Annotated in this window: 15 protein-coding genes; 7 read left to right on the top strand and 8 right to left on the bottom strand. The window is 67.8% G+C overall.

The genetic code is table 11. From position 1 onward, the window contains the following. Nucleotides 1–31 precede the first annotated feature (31 nt). Both ACSQ3Q_RS00590 and ACSQ3Q_RS00585 read right to left on the bottom strand, forming a co-directional pair. Nucleotides 32–1501 carry a hypothetical protein gene (locus tag ACSQ3Q_RS00590; RefSeq protein ID WP_436132501.1) on the bottom strand — a complete coding sequence of 490 codons (1470 nt, stop codon included), beginning with the start codon at nucleotides 1499–1501 and terminating at the stop codon, nucleotides 32–34. 6 nt (nucleotides 1502–1507) lie between these two features. Further along, a complete protein-coding gene (locus ACSQ3Q_RS00585) occupies nucleotides 1508–2227 on the bottom strand; it encodes a PEP-CTERM/exosortase system-associated acyltransferase (protein WP_436132500.1) in 720 nt (239 codons plus the stop codon). A 446-nt stretch (nucleotides 2228–2673) separates the two neighbouring features. Between ACSQ3Q_RS00585 and ACSQ3Q_RS00580 the strand changes: the two genes are divergently transcribed. Genes ACSQ3Q_RS00580 through ACSQ3Q_RS00570 form a run of 3 tightly spaced genes read left to right on the top strand, consistent with a single transcriptional unit; the run spans nucleotide 2674 to nucleotide 5015 of the window. Then, nucleotides 2674–2970, top strand: coding sequence for an iron uptake protein (locus ACSQ3Q_RS00580; RefSeq protein WP_436132499.1), 297 nt, complete (start codon nucleotides 2674–2676; stop codon nucleotides 2968–2970). 28 nt (nucleotides 2971–2998) lie between these two features. Next, complete coding sequence (locus ACSQ3Q_RS00575; RefSeq protein ID WP_436132498.1) at nucleotides 2999–4684, top strand: PepSY-associated TM helix domain-containing protein; 1686 nt, start codon at nucleotides 2999–3001, stop codon at nucleotides 4682–4684. Continuing rightward, entirely contained in the window at nucleotides 4677–5015 is a 339-nt protein-coding gene (locus ACSQ3Q_RS00570) for a DUF3325 domain-containing protein (protein WP_436132497.1), read from the top strand. Before ACSQ3Q_RS00575 ends, ACSQ3Q_RS00570 begins: the two co-directional genes overlap by 8 nt. Before the next feature lie 210 nt (nucleotides 5016–5225). Here the strand turns inward: ACSQ3Q_RS00570 and ACSQ3Q_RS00565 are convergent, their stop codons facing one another. The 3 genes from ACSQ3Q_RS00565 to ACSQ3Q_RS00555 form a co-directional block, all read right to left on the bottom strand. Next, entirely contained in the window at nucleotides 5226–5738 is a 513-nt protein-coding gene (locus ACSQ3Q_RS00565) for a DUF1993 domain-containing protein (protein WP_436132496.1), read from the bottom strand. Between the two features lie 179 nt (nucleotides 5739–5917). Further along, on the bottom strand, nucleotides 5918–6385 hold the full coding sequence (locus ACSQ3Q_RS00560; RefSeq protein ID WP_436132495.1) for a hypothetical protein: 468 nt from the start codon (nucleotides 6383–6385) through the stop codon (nucleotides 5918–5920). Nucleotides 6386–6388: 3 nt separating this feature from the next. Further along, nucleotides 6389–7648, bottom strand: coding sequence for an MFS transporter (locus ACSQ3Q_RS00555; RefSeq protein ID WP_436132494.1), 1260 nt, complete (start codon nucleotides 7646–7648; stop codon nucleotides 6389–6391). 225 nt (nucleotides 7649–7873) lie between these two features. Here ACSQ3Q_RS00555 and ACSQ3Q_RS00550 point away from each other — a divergent pair, with 225 nt between their 5' ends. The 3 genes from ACSQ3Q_RS00550 to ACSQ3Q_RS00540 all read left to right on the top strand — a co-directional run bounded on the left by ACSQ3Q_RS00550 (nucleotide 7874) and on the right by ACSQ3Q_RS00540 (nucleotide 11340). Next, entirely contained in the window at nucleotides 7874–8710 is an 837-nt protein-coding gene (locus tag ACSQ3Q_RS00550; RefSeq protein WP_436132493.1) for an AraC family transcriptional regulator, read from the top strand. A gap of 275 nt (nucleotides 8711–8985) precedes the next feature. Then, on the top strand, nucleotides 8986–10305 hold the full coding sequence (locus ACSQ3Q_RS00545) for a hypothetical protein (RefSeq protein ID WP_436132492.1): 1320 nt from the start codon (nucleotides 8986–8988) through the stop codon (nucleotides 10303–10305). A gap of 396 nt (nucleotides 10306–10701) precedes the next feature. Beyond that, nucleotides 10702–11340 carry a flavin reductase family protein gene (locus tag ACSQ3Q_RS00540; protein ID WP_436132491.1) on the top strand — a complete coding sequence of 213 codons (639 nt, stop codon included), beginning with the start codon at nucleotides 10702–10704 and terminating at the stop codon, nucleotides 11338–11340. Nucleotides 11341–11382: 42 nt separating this feature from the next. On the opposite strand, the gene ACSQ3Q_RS00535 is transcribed toward ACSQ3Q_RS00540, so the two are convergent. Continuing rightward, entirely contained in the window at nucleotides 11383–11787 is a 405-nt protein-coding gene (locus ACSQ3Q_RS00535; protein ID WP_436132490.1) for a tautomerase family protein, read from the bottom strand. 167 nt (nucleotides 11788–11954) lie between these two features. Here ACSQ3Q_RS00535 and ACSQ3Q_RS00530 point away from each other — a divergent pair, with 167 nt between their 5' ends. After that, on the top strand, nucleotides 11955–12887 hold the full coding sequence (locus ACSQ3Q_RS00530) for a LysR substrate-binding domain-containing protein (RefSeq protein ID WP_436132489.1): 933 nt from the start codon (nucleotides 11955–11957) through the stop codon (nucleotides 12885–12887). A 259-nt stretch (nucleotides 12888–13146) separates the two neighbouring features. On the opposite strand, the gene ACSQ3Q_RS00525 is transcribed toward ACSQ3Q_RS00530, so the two are convergent. Both ACSQ3Q_RS00525 and ACSQ3Q_RS00520 read right to left on the bottom strand, forming a co-directional pair. Then, entirely contained in the window at nucleotides 13147–13656 is a 510-nt protein-coding gene (locus ACSQ3Q_RS00525) for a DUF4952 domain-containing protein (RefSeq protein WP_436132488.1), read from the bottom strand. Nucleotides 13657–13662: 6 nt separating this feature from the next. After that, nucleotides 13663–14781 carry an alpha/beta hydrolase gene (locus tag ACSQ3Q_RS00520; protein WP_436132487.1) on the bottom strand — a complete coding sequence of 373 codons (1119 nt, stop codon included), beginning with the start codon at nucleotides 14779–14781 and terminating at the stop codon, nucleotides 13663–13665. Nucleotides 14782–14853: the final 72 nt, after the last annotated feature.

The following is a 14853-nucleotide window of genomic DNA, read 5'->3' as shown; positions in this document are numbered from 1 at the left end:
GGCGAACGCTTTTTCTGCGCAAGTTGTTACCCTAGTACGCAGGGCCCGCAGGTACGCCAGGGCCCGATGGCGACACGTAGGCGAACTTGCGCTCGTAGTCCAACAGCGGACGCCAGGGGAACTGGTCCGGCGCAACAACGTTCACGTGCAGCTCAGCGATCCCGCGCTGGGCGACCAGCGCCAGCAGTTGTTCACGCAGGTCTGCGCGGGCTGCGGCTTCACCCGTCAGTGCCTGCAGCACCAGCTCCACACCCCCATCGGCGTGGGCCTGCTGGCGGAAAGCCCCGGTCAGCCGGTCGGCGACGCCGTGGTCCACGTAGATCAACTCCTTGATGCTTTCGACCGAAGGCCACCCCGCGGGGCGGTCCTTGATGCGCCCCTGCACCGCAATCATGGGCAGCCACGGGGTGGCAGTGCCCGCCATCTCGGCGGCACTCGCCATCTCCTCGGGCGAGAGGAGCCGAGCCAGGTCGCCGGTGGCGTAGCGCGGCAGCGCAATCACGGCGCGGTCGTCGAGCAGGGTGATGCACAGCTCGCCGAAACCATCCGGGCCGGGGTTCAGGATTTCCACGTAACTGCGCAGCGGGTTGTAGCAAAAGACGGACGGCAGGGCATCCACCGCCGCTGAGCCGCAAACCACGGCCATGAGTGCGGGCTGGTTGCGCATGGCGCGGCGGATGCGAAGGGTCTCGCGCGACTCAAACAGCAGGTTCAGGCCCAGCTCGCCGACTCCGAAGGAGCTGCCGATAAACCGGTGCGGGTCGCGCTCGATGTCGATGCCCATGCGCGCGGCGATGTAGTCGCGCTGCGCTTCGACCAGCACCTCCTCGCCCACGATCACACTGGTGTTGAGCTGGCGCCAGTCCACGCGCGCACGGTCGGCTTCGTCCAGCAGCCGCCGGATGAACAAGGGGTCGGTGCACAGCACGGTTTGCGCAAAACCCGACCCCACGTCGCGCAGGATGGAGCAGGCCATGTCCTCGCGCACGCTGACGTTCGCCACGGTCACGGCGCGCGAGTGGAAGACCACGCCCATTGGCAAGCAGTTGACGAGCAGTGTGGGCCGCTCATCCACCGCGAAGACATCCTGAAGGCCCAGGTCGATGGAGAACCAGGACTCGGCATGTTGCGCACGCGAAGTGAGCCGAAAGCCATAGCTGCGCCCGTCGCGGCCCGAGCTGGTGAGCACGTCGGCCAGCTCGGACGTGGGCAGGGGCCGGGACAGCTGCGCCAGCGCAAAGCGCTCGAAGGTGTTGGCCTTGGTCAGGACGGGCAGCCGGCTCCAATCGCCTTGCTGTGGGAGCTCTGCCAGCGAAACGCCGCGTTCCTCCAGCAGGGTTCTGTAGGCCGCGCTGTGCTGCGCCGCAGTGGCGCTGGCTTTCCATGCACGGCGCTTCGATTGCGCCAGCATGTGGCCGATGCCCAGACGCCGGCCTTGGCGCAATAGCAGCTTGCGAAGGCCCCGCAGTGCGGGCGCGGGCAGAAGGGATAGCAGTCCCATGGCAGTTCAGGGCCTGTCGAGCACACTGCGCATCCAGGCGAACAGTCGGGGGTCATGCCGGCCCAGTTGCTGCTCCAGAACCCGCAGGTCTGCGACATAGGGTGCGACCGGCCCGTAGTAGTCGATGGCGGGCCCGATCTGCTGAAAACCGAAATTCATGCGCGCCAACATCCGGGCCAGTGAGCGCTCCATGGCGGCGTACCAGTAGCGAATGCCGTGCTGCAGGCTGTAGGCATACATCTCGCGGTACAGGTTCAAAAGAATCTGCGGCGACGGGTTTCGCATCTCCCGCGGCACGGCCGTCGGGTTGTGTTCGGTCGGAACGCCCGTGGGCGCGCGCTCGCCATGGCGCCGGCGATAGTCTTGTCGCACGATCAGGCGACTGATCTCGGCCGAGAGCGACGGCGGCGGCAGGACCACACCGTCCAGCAAGGTGACGCAATGGGTTTGAAAAGGAAAGGTACGAATGGCGTCCGGCAGGACCAGGCGGACATAACCGGCAATCTCATCGCTGCGATTCAAGGCAACAAAGTGGGCTGCGTGAATGTCGTGTTCGTCGCGTTCGCGCCGGTCGGGGAAATCCCCGGGCGCGAGAAAGCCGCACTCTTCGCAGTAGACCTGGTAGCGGAGCGCTTGCGCGGCGTGAAAGAAGGAGCTTTGGGGTGAAATTTCATGGCCTGTGAAATATCCCGAAAACGCTTGCAGTGGACAGAGGGCGGCACTCATGCGGAGAAATCGTGGGTGGGGTGGGGCCGGCAATCACAAGGCCCGAGATAACCACTTCGGCGTGGTTTGATGATGTCGTACAACTATCGCGGAAACGTTCTCGATTGCGTGTGAAAGTGCGTGTAACTGTTCGTTCGGTCATTCACCGCTCTATCGAGGACAAGCGTTTGCAAGGCCGCACGTTTCGTTGCTTAGCCTGTTTTTTGTTTCAATTGACAAGGCGTGCTCGGCGGGACCATGCGCGCACTGCGCCGACACCGCGCCGCGGAGGCCTGCGTTCTCACCCGGGCTCCTTGTTTCAGCCCGCCGGCCACGCCCCCGAGCCCTGCTCCCCCTTTCCCTACTCCGTCCGGGACCCCCATCCCCTTGCATCCCATGGGGTCGGATGGAAAAGGACTGCATAATTACGAATCACTCTCATCCACAGTTGCGTTCATCTTTTTGCCATGGCCACCAGCACTGTCTCCCGCTTGAACATCGCTTCGCGCATTGCCGCGGGAGTGCTGGGCGGGTACGCCTTCACGTGGGGCTTCATCGCCCTGGCTGTTGGCCTGCTGTTTGCGGCGCAGATGGAGTTTCACGATGCCGAGGCGCTGGGCTTCATCGTGGGGTTCATCGTTTTCCTGGTGGCGTTTCTGTGGGCGTTTGCAGCGGCGAGCGTGCGGCGCGTGTGGCTGGTGCTCGCCGGCGGTGGTGCACTGATGACGGGCGCGGCCTGGCTGGTGCAGCGCGCCATCCTGTGACCTGCACGCATTGAGGAGATAGGTCCCCATGTTCCAAAACTTCCGGCTCACCATGGCCTGGCTGCACACCTGGTTTGGCCTGGTGCTGGGCTTTGTGCTGATGGTCGTTTTTTTCTTCGGCTCGCTGTCGGTGTTCGACCGCGAGATCGACCGCTGGGCGATTCCTTCGACGCGATTTGCGCCGCAGCCCATGCCGTCGTTCGACAAGATCCTCAAGCCGGTCTTTGAGGACATGAAGCCCAGCGCAGAAAACATTGAAGCCGCCAAGAGCCGTGTGAACGGCCCCATCGCGCAGAGCTTTCCTGTCACCAAGAGCTGGGGCGCCTACACCACCCACCGCGACCCGGTGCTGGGCCTCTTTACCGGCTACGAGCTGCCCAACGCCAAGGACCCCGAGGACACCCTCTGGGGCACCCGCACCATCGACCCGCGCACGGGCGCATCGCTGCCCGACGACCACCTCAAGATCGGCAGCCAGTTCTTCTACCCGCTGCACTACAGCCTCAACTGGAAATGGAAGGACCTGGGCACCTGGATCGTGGGCTTTGCGGCGCTGATGATGCTGGTGGCGCTGGTCAGCGGCGTGGTGATGCACCGCAAGATCTTTCGCGAGCTGTTTACCTTCCGGCCGAAGAAACACACGCAGCGCAGCGCGCTCGACCTGCACAACCTCACGGGCGTGGTGGCGCTGCCGTTTCACTTCATCTTCGCGTTCTCGGGCCTGGTGATTTTTGGGGGCACCTACTTCCCGGTGACGCATACGCAGCTTGCGCCCCTGCATGCGCTGCATGAAAAACACGAGGCTGCAGAGACGGGCTTGCCGCACGAGCGCGCCGGCGTGGCCGGCAGTCTCGCGTCGGTCGATGCGATGGTGGCCGAAGCCCAACGCCGCTGGGCTGCGCAGGGCATGGCGGGCGACGTGGGCTTTCTGACCGTGAACCACGTGGGCGACGCCAATGCCTATGTGAGCGTGTACCGCGCCGGCACCGACCGCATCGCGCTGGTGGGCAATGGCATTCACTTCAAGGCCAGCACCGGCGAATTGCTGCGCGAAGACCCGCCCCAGACCGCGGTGGCCAGCGTCAACACCTTTCTCACCGGCCTGCACCTGCAGCACTTTCGCCACTGGCTGCTGCGCTGGCTGTATGTGCTGGGCGGCCTGTCGGGCTGCGTGTGCATTGCCACGGGCTTCATCTTCTTTGTGGAAAAGCGCAAGCGCCAGCACGCCAAGCAGGGCGTGAGCGGCGCGCGCTGGGTGGACGCATTTGCGGTGTCCACCGTGACCGGCATCGTCATCGCCGCGCTGACCATGCTGATTGGCAACCGCCTGCTGCCCACCGATCTGGCGGGCCGTGGAGACTGGGAACAAAACATCTTCTGGGGCGCGTGGGCCCTGGCGTTTTTGCACGGCATCTGGCGCACTGCGCCCGTGGTCAGCGCACGCATGGCACCGGCCTGGGCCGAACAGTGCTGGGCGATTGCGGTGCTGGGCGTGGCCGCGGTGCTGCTCAACGGGGTGACCACGGGCGACCACCTGCTGCGCACCCTCAGCAACGGCTACTGGCCCGTGGCGGGTGTGGACCTTGCCATGCTGGCAAGCAGCGCCATCGCCGTGCTGGCCGCCCGCAAACTCAAGCAGCGCGCCCAAGGTCAGCGCACAGCTGCGGGCGAGGACGCGGGCACAGCTGCGGCCCTGGAGACCGCCAGTGCCTGATGTTGTGCTGCTGACCGCCGCCATTGCCGTCAATGTCATCAGCCTGGGCTGGCTGGCTTTGTCGATGGACGCGCACTGGGAACAAGTGCGCGGTGCCGAGCCGCTGCAGCGCAGCACCGTGCGCACGCTGCGCTGGATGGGCGCCACGGGCCTGGTGGTGGCGCTGGCCCTGTGCCTGGCGGTGGACCACGCATCCATGGCTTCGCTGGTGTGGTTCATGGCACTCGCGGGTGCGGCGCTCACCATCGCGTTCACGCTGTCGTGGTGGCCCCGCGTGCTAGCAGTGCTGGTGGCGTGGGTGCGGCCCAGTCCCGCTGGCACGGCCGGATAAAGCCGCAGCGCACAGTTCACGCGGGCCCCGGCCGGGTGGTGCGACGTTTGCGCAGCGGCTTCGACAGGCTCAGCCCGAACGGCTGGGGGACACCGACCAGAGCCCCGTTTCGCCACAGACGCGGCCCACGCCAGTGCACCCATGGAACCGGCTTTGCCGGGCCATCGGGTGCTTCCCCCGCGGGGGAAGCGGCGCAGCCGCTCAGGGGGCTTACAGCTTGCCCATGTAGTCCCGCTTGCCCAGTTCCACGCCGTTGTGGCGGGCCAGCGCATAGGCCGTGGTCACGTGGAAGAAAAACTGCGGCAGGCCGTAGTGCAGCAGGTAATGCTCGCCCACAAACTGCTTCTCTTTCGGTGTGCCGGGCTGCAGGACGATGGTGCGTGTGGCGGCCTCGGCAAAGGCGTCGGCGGGCAGGCCTTCGATGAAGCCCAGCACCGCGTCGATGCGCTTGTTCAGATCGGCAAAGCCGGGACGCTCGGCATCCGGGAACGAGGGCACGTCCACGCCCGCCAGCCGTGCGGCCACGCCCTTGGCGAAGTCGCAGGCGATCAGCACCTGGCGCGCCAGGGGGAACATGTCGGGGAACAGCCGCGCCTGCAGCAATGCGTCGGGTTCGATCTTGCGCGCGGTGGCGTGCGCTTCGGTCTTGGCCAGGATGTCTTTGAGCGATCCCAGCATCTGGCGAAGAACGGGGACGCTGGCGTTGTAGAGGGGGTAGGTCATGGGTGTTGCGCCGGAGGTCGGCGAGCTGGGTAGAAAAGGGTGCAGGCCCGTCCTGCCGCCGTTACCGCGCGGGCGGGAGAGGTGCTGCCGGCGCATTGCAACACATTGCCCAAGGCCTTGCTGGCGCACGCCCGGTGCCCTGGATCGCGCTGGCCGCCCCGCGGGTGGGCAGCACGGTGTCAGAGCCCGCGCGCGCCCCGGGCCCGCCTGCGCCGCAGCACCTGGATCGCCACCGCCACCGCCGCGCCAAAGACAAGGTGCACCACCAGGCTGGGCAGCACCACGGCCGGGCCAAGATTCCAGGGCAGCGGGTCGCCAAAGTACAGCGGCAGCGCCAGCGCGTTGACGGCGGCGTAGTACAGCGCGCCGTACGCCAACCCGACCACCAGCCCAACGGCCGCTGACATGCGGTGCAACGGCAGGAGCACCAGCACCACCGCCGAAACCCAGCCCAGCACCAGATGCTGCACGAACAGCGCGACGGGCCCCGGGTCCGCCAGGTACAGCGCCGCAAACTTGGGGCCGTAGTGGCCGACCCGCATTTCCAGCGCGCGAAACACTGCGCCGAACGGCATCATCGCCAGAGCCCCCACCGTGCCCGCGACGATCGATTCAATGGCCGCCCGTGGCAGCTCGGCGCGGGGCAAGGATCAGGCCCCCACCAGCGCGGTACGGCGCACCCGCCGCACATTGAACGCGCTGGCAATCAGCACCCCCTGCACCACGGCCAGCCCCAGCAGTACGGCGCTGAAGCGGCCCTGGTCCAGCAGCACGCCGAACAGCAGCGGCGACAGCGCCTGGCCGATGTCGAGGCCCGAGTACACGATGCCGTAGACGCGGCCGGTGGAGCCCTCGGGCGTGGAGCGCTTGACCAGCAGGTCGCGCGAGGGGCCGGCAATACCAGCGCAAAAGCCCATCACGCCGAACAGCACCGGCACCAGGACGCCGGGCGGGTGCGCCAGGGCCAGCACCACGGCCACGCAGGCCGCGAGGCCAAAGCCCACGCCCACGATGCGCTCGCAGCGGCTCGGGTCGGCCGCCAGGAAGCCGCCCAGCACCATGCCGCCCGCGCTGGCCACCATGTAGACCGTGAGGCACATCGCCGCCAGCGCCACGGGCACGGCGTGCAGCTGGCGTGCGGCTTCGGGCGCAAAGGCCTGCACCACATTGAGGGCCACGGCGTAGAAGAAGAAGAACGCAAAACACATCCACACGGCCGGGATGCGCAGGAAGGCGAAGTTGCCGCCCTGCCCCGCTGCGCCTGCTGCGGCAGACTTCGCTGCCGCGCTGGGCGCGGGCAATGGCGCCAGCGCCAGGTGGCGGCGGCTGACCAGCAGTACCAGCAGCACCGAGAACGCCAGCACGCCCGCGCACACCAGCGCCACGCGCCACGATGTGGCAATGGCAATCGGCACCAGCATCGCGGGCGCCAATGCCCAGCCCAGGCTGCCGGTGATGCCGTGCACGCTGTAGGCATGGCCCAGGCGCGGCGCGCTCACGCGGCGGTTGAGCAGTGTGTAGTCCACCGGGTGGAACACGCCGTTGCCCATGCCCGCCAGCACCGAGAACGCGGCGAGCATGGCGTAACTGGTACTGGCCGCAAAGCCGAAGGCCGCCAGGCCGAGCAGCGCCAGGCCGCCGAACAGGATGGGCCGGGGGCCGAAGCGGTCGACCACAAAGCCCGAACCCGCCTGCACCGCACACGAGACCACAAAGAAGATGGTCATGAGGAAACCCAGCTCGGTGTAGCCGACCTGGAATGCGTCCTTGAGCCATGGGAACAGCGGCGCCAGCAGCAGCTGGCTGTAGTGGCTGATCAGGTGGGCGATGCCAACCAGCCCGATGACGCTGGCGTCGGCGCGCAGCGGGGTGGGGGCGGGCGGGAGGCTTGGGGCATGGGCGGAGGTCATGCGGGCATCGTAGTATTGGGCCCGTGTTTCTGGAATGCGACGGAAGGACAGGTTTCGGCGAATTTGCGCCAAATGCTTGATCGGCATCAGGGGCTAGCAGGGCTAGCCTCTCGGCCCCAGTGCCGCCATCACCCCCAGCTGTTGAGAACCAGCCCCTGGACCCGGCTTCGACCGGTCAGTACCCCATGTGATTTCCCGGTCCCCACTTTCATCCACCCCACAGCCATGGCCACCCGCACCAGCCAAGCCGCCCCGCTTGGCGACACCGACCCGTTCACCCCCACACCCGCCAGCCCCGTGCGGGTGCGCGCGCGCGACATGCCGGCCGACACGCATTTCGAGCCGCACCGCCACGCCTGGGGGCAGCTGGCGTACTGCGCCAGCGGGGTCATCCAGGTGAGCGTGCACGCGCCCGATGCGGCCACGGCGTACATCGTGCCGCCCTCGCGCGCGGTGTGGATCGCGCCCGGCGCGCTGCACGCCGTGGCGGTGCTGGAGGCCGCGGCGTTCCGCACGCTGTACATCGACCCGGGCGTGGTGCCGGCCGACGGTGCCAGCTGCCGCGTGCTGGCCGTCACGCCGCTGCTGCGCGAGCTGGTCTCGGCGCTGGACCCGGTGGGCGGCCCCCACCCGGGCGCGGCGCGTGAGGCCGCGCTGACTGCGCTGGTGCTCGACGAGATCGGCCAGGCCGAGCGCTTGGCGCTGGGCGTGCCCCTGCCCGGCCCCCACAGCGACAAGCGCCTGCGTGCGCTGTGCCAGGCCGTGCTGCACGAGCCCGGCCGCTACGCCACGCTGCAAACTTGGGCGGCTGACAGCGGCGCCAGCGAACGGACGCTGGCACGCCTGTTCCGCGCGCAGTTCGGCATGGGGTTTGCGCAGTGGCGGCGCCAGGCGGTGCTGGCCCACGCCCTGCCCCGCCTGGCCCGCGGCGAGCCCGTGGGGCAGGTGGCGGCAGGCAGTGGCTACGCGAGCGAAAGCGCGTTTTCAGCGATGTTCAAGGCGGCAATGGGACAGTCGCCCCGGCGTTTTTTGGGCCTGCAGCAGCCGGCGCCTGCGCAGTAGGGGGAGCGCAATCGCAGGGAAATGCGGACACCTGGGGCAGCCGTACCCGGCGCCGTTCCGTGCGAAACCACTCCGCCAGCGGGTTCCGCCCGGTGAGGCAGGCAGATTTCCCACACTGCACCGCGGCCACAGCAGCCGCGGGAACTGGCCAGACAGTGCGTAAGCCTCACACGCCCACGGCGTCTTGTCCTTCGAACTTGGCGCAGACCGCCTACGTTTAGAAACATTTGTTGCACTCAGACTGGCTTCATCCCCTAGCACCAGGTTTGAACACCATGACAAAACAGATTCGCCACCATGTGGCAGCCCTTTTCCTGCTTCTTCCCGTCGCCAGCGCCCTGATGGTCGTTCCCGGCACGGTCATGGCGCAGCCCGCTGCCCCTGAATTGCAATCACTGCAGGTGGTGACAGACGACGGCCTGCGGGCCGGCGCCGACCTGCGGTTCACGATTGAAGGCACACCGCGGGGCCGGGTCCAGCTCCAGGTGGCCGGCATACCCCGCGCCATCGTGCTGCAGGAAACCGAGCGGGGTGTGTACACGGGGAGCTACACCGTCCGCCGCCAGGACCGGCTCAATGAAGGCAGCGCCGTGCGCGCCACGCTCAAGGTGCGCAACCGCACCATCACCAGCAACTACGCGCTTCCGGCCGGCATTGGTGGCCGGAACGTGGTGGCAGCACCGCCAACCGGCCTGAAGATCGACCGTTTCTCGGTCGCCCCCATCGACAAGATGGAGCCCGGCGCCGAATTGCGCTTTACGCTGAACGGCGCACCTGACGGCAGGGCGGATTTCGACATTCCCGGTGTCATCGACAACGTGCCGATGCGCGAGGTATCGCCGGGCGTGTATGAGGGTGCGTACACCATCCGCCGCATGGACAACCTGGCGCCGTCGCGCCCCACGGTGGCCACCTTGCGTGTGGGAGACCGCACGGTTTCCTCAACCCTGACCCAGCCGTTGATTGCCGATGCCAAGCCGCCGGTGATTCGCCATGTGTCGCCGCGCGACGGCGAGACGATCCCGCGCAGCGCGGGCACCTCGGTGTCCGGGACGTTTGATGACGTCGGCGGTGTGGGTGTGGACCCCAAAAGCGTCCGCATCGTGATTGCGGGTCGCGATGTCACGTCCGCCTCGCAGATCACTCCGCAGTTTTTCACCTACCGCGCGGACCTGCCCGCCGGCCGGTATCCGGTGGACGTGACCGCCCGCGACATGGTGGGCAATGGCATGCGCCAGAACTGGACCTTCAACGTCGCTTCGCAAGTGAACGCCGCGCCCACCACGGTGCAGCTGCAGGTCACCAGCCATGCCAACCATGCCACGGTGGAAAGAGGCCCCGTGGTCGTGCGCGGCCGCACCGTGCCTGGCGCGGTGGTGGATGCCAGGGTGAATGCGGTCGGCACGCTCGTTGGCGTGTTTGGCCTGAACCAGGAATTGCTGTCGCAGCGTGTCCAGGCGGATGGCAACGGTGACTTCTCGTTCAGCTTCTCCTCGCAGGTCCCGCTGCCCGGCACCCGCTACGAAGTGACGATGACCGCCGAAAGGGGCGGCATGGTGGCGACAGAGACCCAGCTGGTGCTGTTCCAGAAATAAGGCGCTGCCGACGCCTAGCCGGCGACCGGACATCGCTAGATTGCCAATGGACCCTCGCGGGTCCATTTTTTTTTGGAGCCGCTACCTCGATTGCTTCGCCGCGGCGAGGACATGTTTGTTGGCCCCGCCGCCTGGGCATGGCGGCGGCCGACGGCCCGTGCTCCGGTCGCCCGACCACCGCCAAAGCCCCCGCAACAGTGGGGGCCGCCTATTTTTGATAGAAATAGCTGCCTAGCGCTTGACCAATAAGCGTCTTCAGCTATTGTTTTTGTAGCATCCTTGAAGACCCGGCGACTGCCTCCCGCAGAAACCACCGGTAATGTGCAAACTGGCGGCTGCGCGGCGAAGAACCACCCGCTGCAGCGTGCACATCCCCATCCACCCCCCTGCGCCCCCATGAACACCGCCCCACCCCGCCGCGATGACATCCACAGCTACCAGCCCCGGCAGGGCCACGGGCTGCCGCACGACCCGTTCAACTCCATCGTCGGGCCGCGCCCCATCGGCTGGATCTCCACGCAAAACGCGGCGGGCGCCACCAACCTCGCGCCCTACAGTTTTTTCAACGCGTTCAACTACGTGCCGCCCATCGTGGGTTTTGCCAGCATCGGCTTCAAGGACACGGTGCGCAACGTGCAGGAGACCGGCGAGTTTGTGTGGAACCTGGCCACGCGCGATCTGGCCGAGCTGATGAACCAAAGCTGCGCCAACGCGCCGCCCGAGGTCAGCGAGTTCACGCTCACCGGCCTCACGCCGCGGCCCTCTACACAGGTGCGCCCGCCCCGCGTGGCCGAGAGCCCCGTCACCTTCGAGTGCCGCAGCACGCAGATCGTGCAGCTGCAGGGCGCCGATGGCGTGCAGGTGCCCACCTGGCTGGTGCTGGGCGAAGTGGTGGTCGTGCACATCGACAAGAGCCTTCTCAAGGACGGCGTGTACGACACCGCGAACGCCGGGCACATCTTGCGCGCGGGCGGCCCGGCCGACTACTTCACGGTGGGGCCGGAGCAGCTGTTCAAGATGTACCGGCCGCGGTAAGCGGCTTCTCAGCTCAGCTCAGCTCCGCGCTGGTCGCAGCGCTCAGGCTGCCGCGTGGTTCTGCACCAGGTCCATCGCAAACCGGCCATGGCCCACGGACCAGTCGGAATAGTCGTTCTCGTGCATGAAGATAAACACATCGGCCGGGGCCACGCCCGCCATGGCCTGCAGGTTGCGTGCGATGGCGGCATACAGGGCGCGCTTCATCGCGTCGCTGCGCCCGCGCCGCAGCGTGATCTCGACCACCACGACGCGGTCGGACCGGGCCACGCCGTTGAAGGTGGGGCTGCAGGCAAATTCACCGGGGGCGTAGCCGGCCACCAGGTTGAACAGCTCGTCCGGCGGCATGCCGATGCCATCCACCAACGCCTGGTGGATGCCTTGCACGATGGCATTGCGCGTGGCGGCCGGGGTGTCGTGCGGGACGTTGGTGCGGATAAAGGGCATGGTTTTCTCCTATGTTCATTCAAATCAAATAAGGCATCCGGGCCGGTGGTGGCGAAACTACAAGCACTTCAAGCCGCTGCCGCTTAATATCCAGCCGATTGTTGCTATCAATTCCGCGATTGAAAAGCGATGATTTGGCTGGTTTTATGTGCTTTAAAATCACATAGATGAGCCACCGCCTGCCCCCGTTAAGCGCCCTGCGCGCGTTCGAAGCCGCAGCCCGCCTCGGCCGCATGACGGCGGCGGCGGACGAGCTGTCGGTCACGCCCGGCGCCATCAGCCGCCAGGTGCGGCAGCTGGAGCAGCACCTGGGCGTGGCCCTGTTTGACGGCAGCAAGGCGCGCCCCACCCTCACCCCGGCGGCGCATGTGCTGCAGCCGGTGCTGTCCAATGCATTTGCCCACATCGCCGATGCCGTGCGCGAGGTCAGCGACCCCCGCCGGGGGCCGCTGGACGTGGCCTGCTTCAGCACATTCACCGTGAAGTGGCTGATCCCCCGGCTGTTCGATTTCCAGGCCCGGCACCCGGGCATCGAGGTGCGCCTGCGCACCACTGACGCTGGCACCGATGCCCAGCGCCAACACGGCGACCTGGCCATCACCGCCGAGGAGGCCAGCGGTCCGCTGGATGCCAGCAGGGAGCAGCGTCTGTTTGCCGAACATCTCGGCCCGGTGCTGAGCCCCGAACTGGCGCAGCGGGTGGCGCTGAAGCAACCCGCCGACCTGGCGGACCCTGCTCTGGCACCTCTGCGCCTGCACACCCGCACGCGGCGCAATGCCTGGGCGATGTGGGGGACGGCGGCGGGCGCTACCGTGCCCGTGCCCACACCTGCGCAGTCGGGGCCGGAGTTCGAGCACTACTACTTCACGCTGGAGGCCGCCGTGCGCGGGCTGGGCATTGCCGTGGCGCCCTGGCATTTGGTGATGGACGATGTGTTGGCGGGCCGGCTGGTGGCACCGCTGGGGTTTGTGGCGTCTGGGTATGACTACGTGGTGCGCCGCCGCGCCAGCGGCCCCCTGCCCCGGCTGGACGTGTTCTGCGCCTGGCTGCAGGCGCAGGCCGATGCCAACCCTGTGCCCCCCGGGCCGCAGGCGGGTTGAGCGTCTGTTTTGCAGCCTTCAAGCGGCGGTTCGGCACGCCGGAAGCTGCTCCATGGCCCCGCCACGTTGACGCCAGCGATCTGGCGACCCAAGCCAACTCGTGTGGCGTTGCACACTATCCGGCATTTCAAACCGCGTCTTTTCGGCCAGAGCCGCGTTGCAAATCCTCGCGATACCTACCGGTATGGCTGTGGTTTGCGCCTTGCCCTGACCAAAAATCCGTCGGCTTTCAATGTGCCGTCAGGCATCCAACACCACACTAGGGCAATTCCAGCGGCAGCGTGACACGCACCTCAAACCACGGGATCTGTGGCCAGCCGCTGCGGCGCGTGATGAGGGTTTCGCCCGAATGCATGTCCACGCGCATCGCGATTCCCGCCCGGCCCGGCAGCTGGCCCTGGCCCGGCTGCCCACGGCGAACGCGGGGCTCCCAACCGCAGCACACAAAACGCAGGGGCGCCATGGCGGTGTGGCGCATGAGGTAACGCTCCACGGCAGCGGCCTGCGCGCCCGGCACGCGGTAGGTGGCAATCAGTGCGCGCAGCTGGTGGTCGTGGCCTTCGGTGCAGCCCACCCATTCCAGCCCCGGCGGCTTGCGCTGCTGCGCGGCAAGGAAATCGCCGCACGGAGTGACGGGCTGGCCCCACACAGCGGGAGCCAGGAGCGCCAGGCCCAGCGCCGCGATGCCTGCGAAGCTGCGGCGCCGCAAGCGCCCGGCGGGCTGCCGGGCCAGGTCGGCGGTTGCAGGCGGTGGTGCCATGGGCTGCATGGCGGGCTACCGCAGCAACGGCGCGCACAGGCCGGCGGTGGGCTCGCGCGCCCACTGTTCCGTCCAGGCCCACACCTGCTGCACGCCGTCCACGCCCTCGCCACCGGCCATGCGGCGCTGCAGTCCGTGGTCCGCGCCGGGCAAGCGCCGCGCGCAATAGGGCACGGTGCGCACGGATGCGAGCTCGGCAAAACGTTCGTAGGCGGCCGCAGGCACGAGTGCATCGTCGGCGCCCCAGACCTGCAGCAGCGGCCAGGGGCTGCGCACCAGGGGCAGCGTCAGGGGCCAGCTCCACAGGTCGCGCCAGTAGCCCAGGCTGCGGCCCTGCGCCACGGCGCTGTCGGGCCGGCGGCCGGCCACCACGCGGGCCAGTTCGGCCCAGTCTTCCTCGGCCCCCAGGCGCTGCGCCTGCAAGGTGCCGGCCTCCTGCGGGTCGAGCCCGCTGGCTGACAGCAGCACCAGGCCGGCCAGCTGCGGCACTTCGGGGGCCAGCGCAGGCAACAGCTCGGCCCCTTCGGAGATGCCTACCAGCAGTTGCGGCAGCGGTGCAGCTCCGTCGCGCTCGCGCTGCTGCGCATCGGCTACCAGCGCAGCGCGTGCGTGGGCCAGCCAGGTGGAAAGGCGGTCCTGCTGCACAAAATCATGCGCGCAGTCGCCGGGGGCGGTGCGCGCCTGCGGGTCCACGCCGGGCTTGTGCAGCACCAGCACCTGCGCATGCAGCAGGCCGGCAAAGTAGCGCTCGGCAATCGGCCCCATGCCCGCGCAGCCGGAGCCGGGGATGACGATGACGCGGTAGCGCAGCGGTGCGGTGCGCTCGCTGCGCTGCAGGGCCTTGAGCACGGCACCATCGGCGCCGGGCAGCGGGCGCAGCACAAAAACTTGCGGCGGGGATGCAGTGGGAGGAGTGGGTGCCTGCCCAGCGGGTGCTTGGGCGGGCGCCGGAGGGGCGTCCGCAGCCGCTTCCGGGCCGTACACATTCACAAGCGATTCGGACGCAGCCGCCGCGTAGAACGGAGGTGGCGATGCGGCGCAGCCACCGAGCACCACGGCCGCAGCGGTGGCCACAAAAAAGGCCAGGGGCCGCAATAAAGCGGCACCAGCGAGAGGGCGTTGAACGTTGAGCACAGCCGAAGTCTGGCATGACTGCGCGCTGGAACTGGATTTCGGGCCCGGTCCCACTGCGCCCATGACTGCGCG

The sequence above is a fragment of the Acidovorax sp. LjRoot129 genome, from assembly GCF_964253765.1.
In the GTDB taxonomy this organism is placed as follows: Bacteria; Pseudomonadota; Gammaproteobacteria; order Burkholderiales; family Burkholderiaceae_C; genus Acidovorax.
This window is presented reverse-complemented; position numbering and strand designations above follow the sequence as displayed.

What these genes read in the sequence shown, in the direction of transcription:
- ACSQ3Q_RS00580 (WP_436132499.1), top strand. Translation starts at nt 2,674, where the DNA reads ATGGCCACCAGCACTGTCTCCCGCTTGAACATCGCTTCGCGCATTGCC.
- ACSQ3Q_RS00545 (WP_436132492.1), top strand. Translation starts at nt 8,986, where the DNA reads ATGACAAAACAGATTCGCCACCATGTGGCAGCCCTTTTCCTGCTTCTT.
- ACSQ3Q_RS00530 (WP_436132489.1), top strand. Translation starts at nt 11,955, where the DNA reads ATGAGCCACCGCCTGCCCCCGTTAAGCGCCCTGCGCGCGTTCGAAGCC.
- ACSQ3Q_RS00590 (WP_436132501.1), bottom strand. Translation starts at nt 1,501, where the DNA reads ATGGGACTGCTATCCCTTCTGCCCGCGCCCGCACTGCGGGGCCTTCGC.
- ACSQ3Q_RS00550 (WP_436132493.1), top strand. Translation starts at nt 7,874, where the DNA reads ATGGCCACCCGCACCAGCCAAGCCGCCCCGCTTGGCGACACCGACCCG.
- ACSQ3Q_RS00535 (WP_436132490.1), bottom strand. Translation starts at nt 11,787, where the DNA reads ATGCCCTTTATCCGCACCAACGTCCCGCACGACACCCCGGCCGCCACG.
- ACSQ3Q_RS00555 (WP_436132494.1), bottom strand. Translation starts at nt 7,648, where the DNA reads ATGACCTCCGCCCATGCCCCAAGCCTCCCGCCCGCCCCCACCCCGCTG.
- ACSQ3Q_RS00565 (WP_436132496.1), bottom strand. Translation starts at nt 5,738, where the DNA reads ATGACCTACCCCCTCTACAACGCCAGCGTCCCCGTTCTTCGCCAGATG.
- ACSQ3Q_RS00540 (WP_436132491.1), top strand. Translation starts at nt 10,702, where the DNA reads ATGAACACCGCCCCACCCCGCCGCGATGACATCCACAGCTACCAGCCC.
- ACSQ3Q_RS00525 (WP_436132488.1), bottom strand. Translation starts at nt 13,656, where the DNA reads ATGCAGCCCATGGCACCACCGCCTGCAACCGCCGACCTGGCCCGGCAG.
- ACSQ3Q_RS00575 (WP_436132498.1), top strand. Translation starts at nt 2,999, where the DNA reads ATGTTCCAAAACTTCCGGCTCACCATGGCCTGGCTGCACACCTGGTTT.
- ACSQ3Q_RS00585 (WP_436132500.1), bottom strand. Translation starts at nt 2,227, where the DNA reads ATGAGTGCCGCCCTCTGTCCACTGCAAGCGTTTTCGGGATATTTCACA.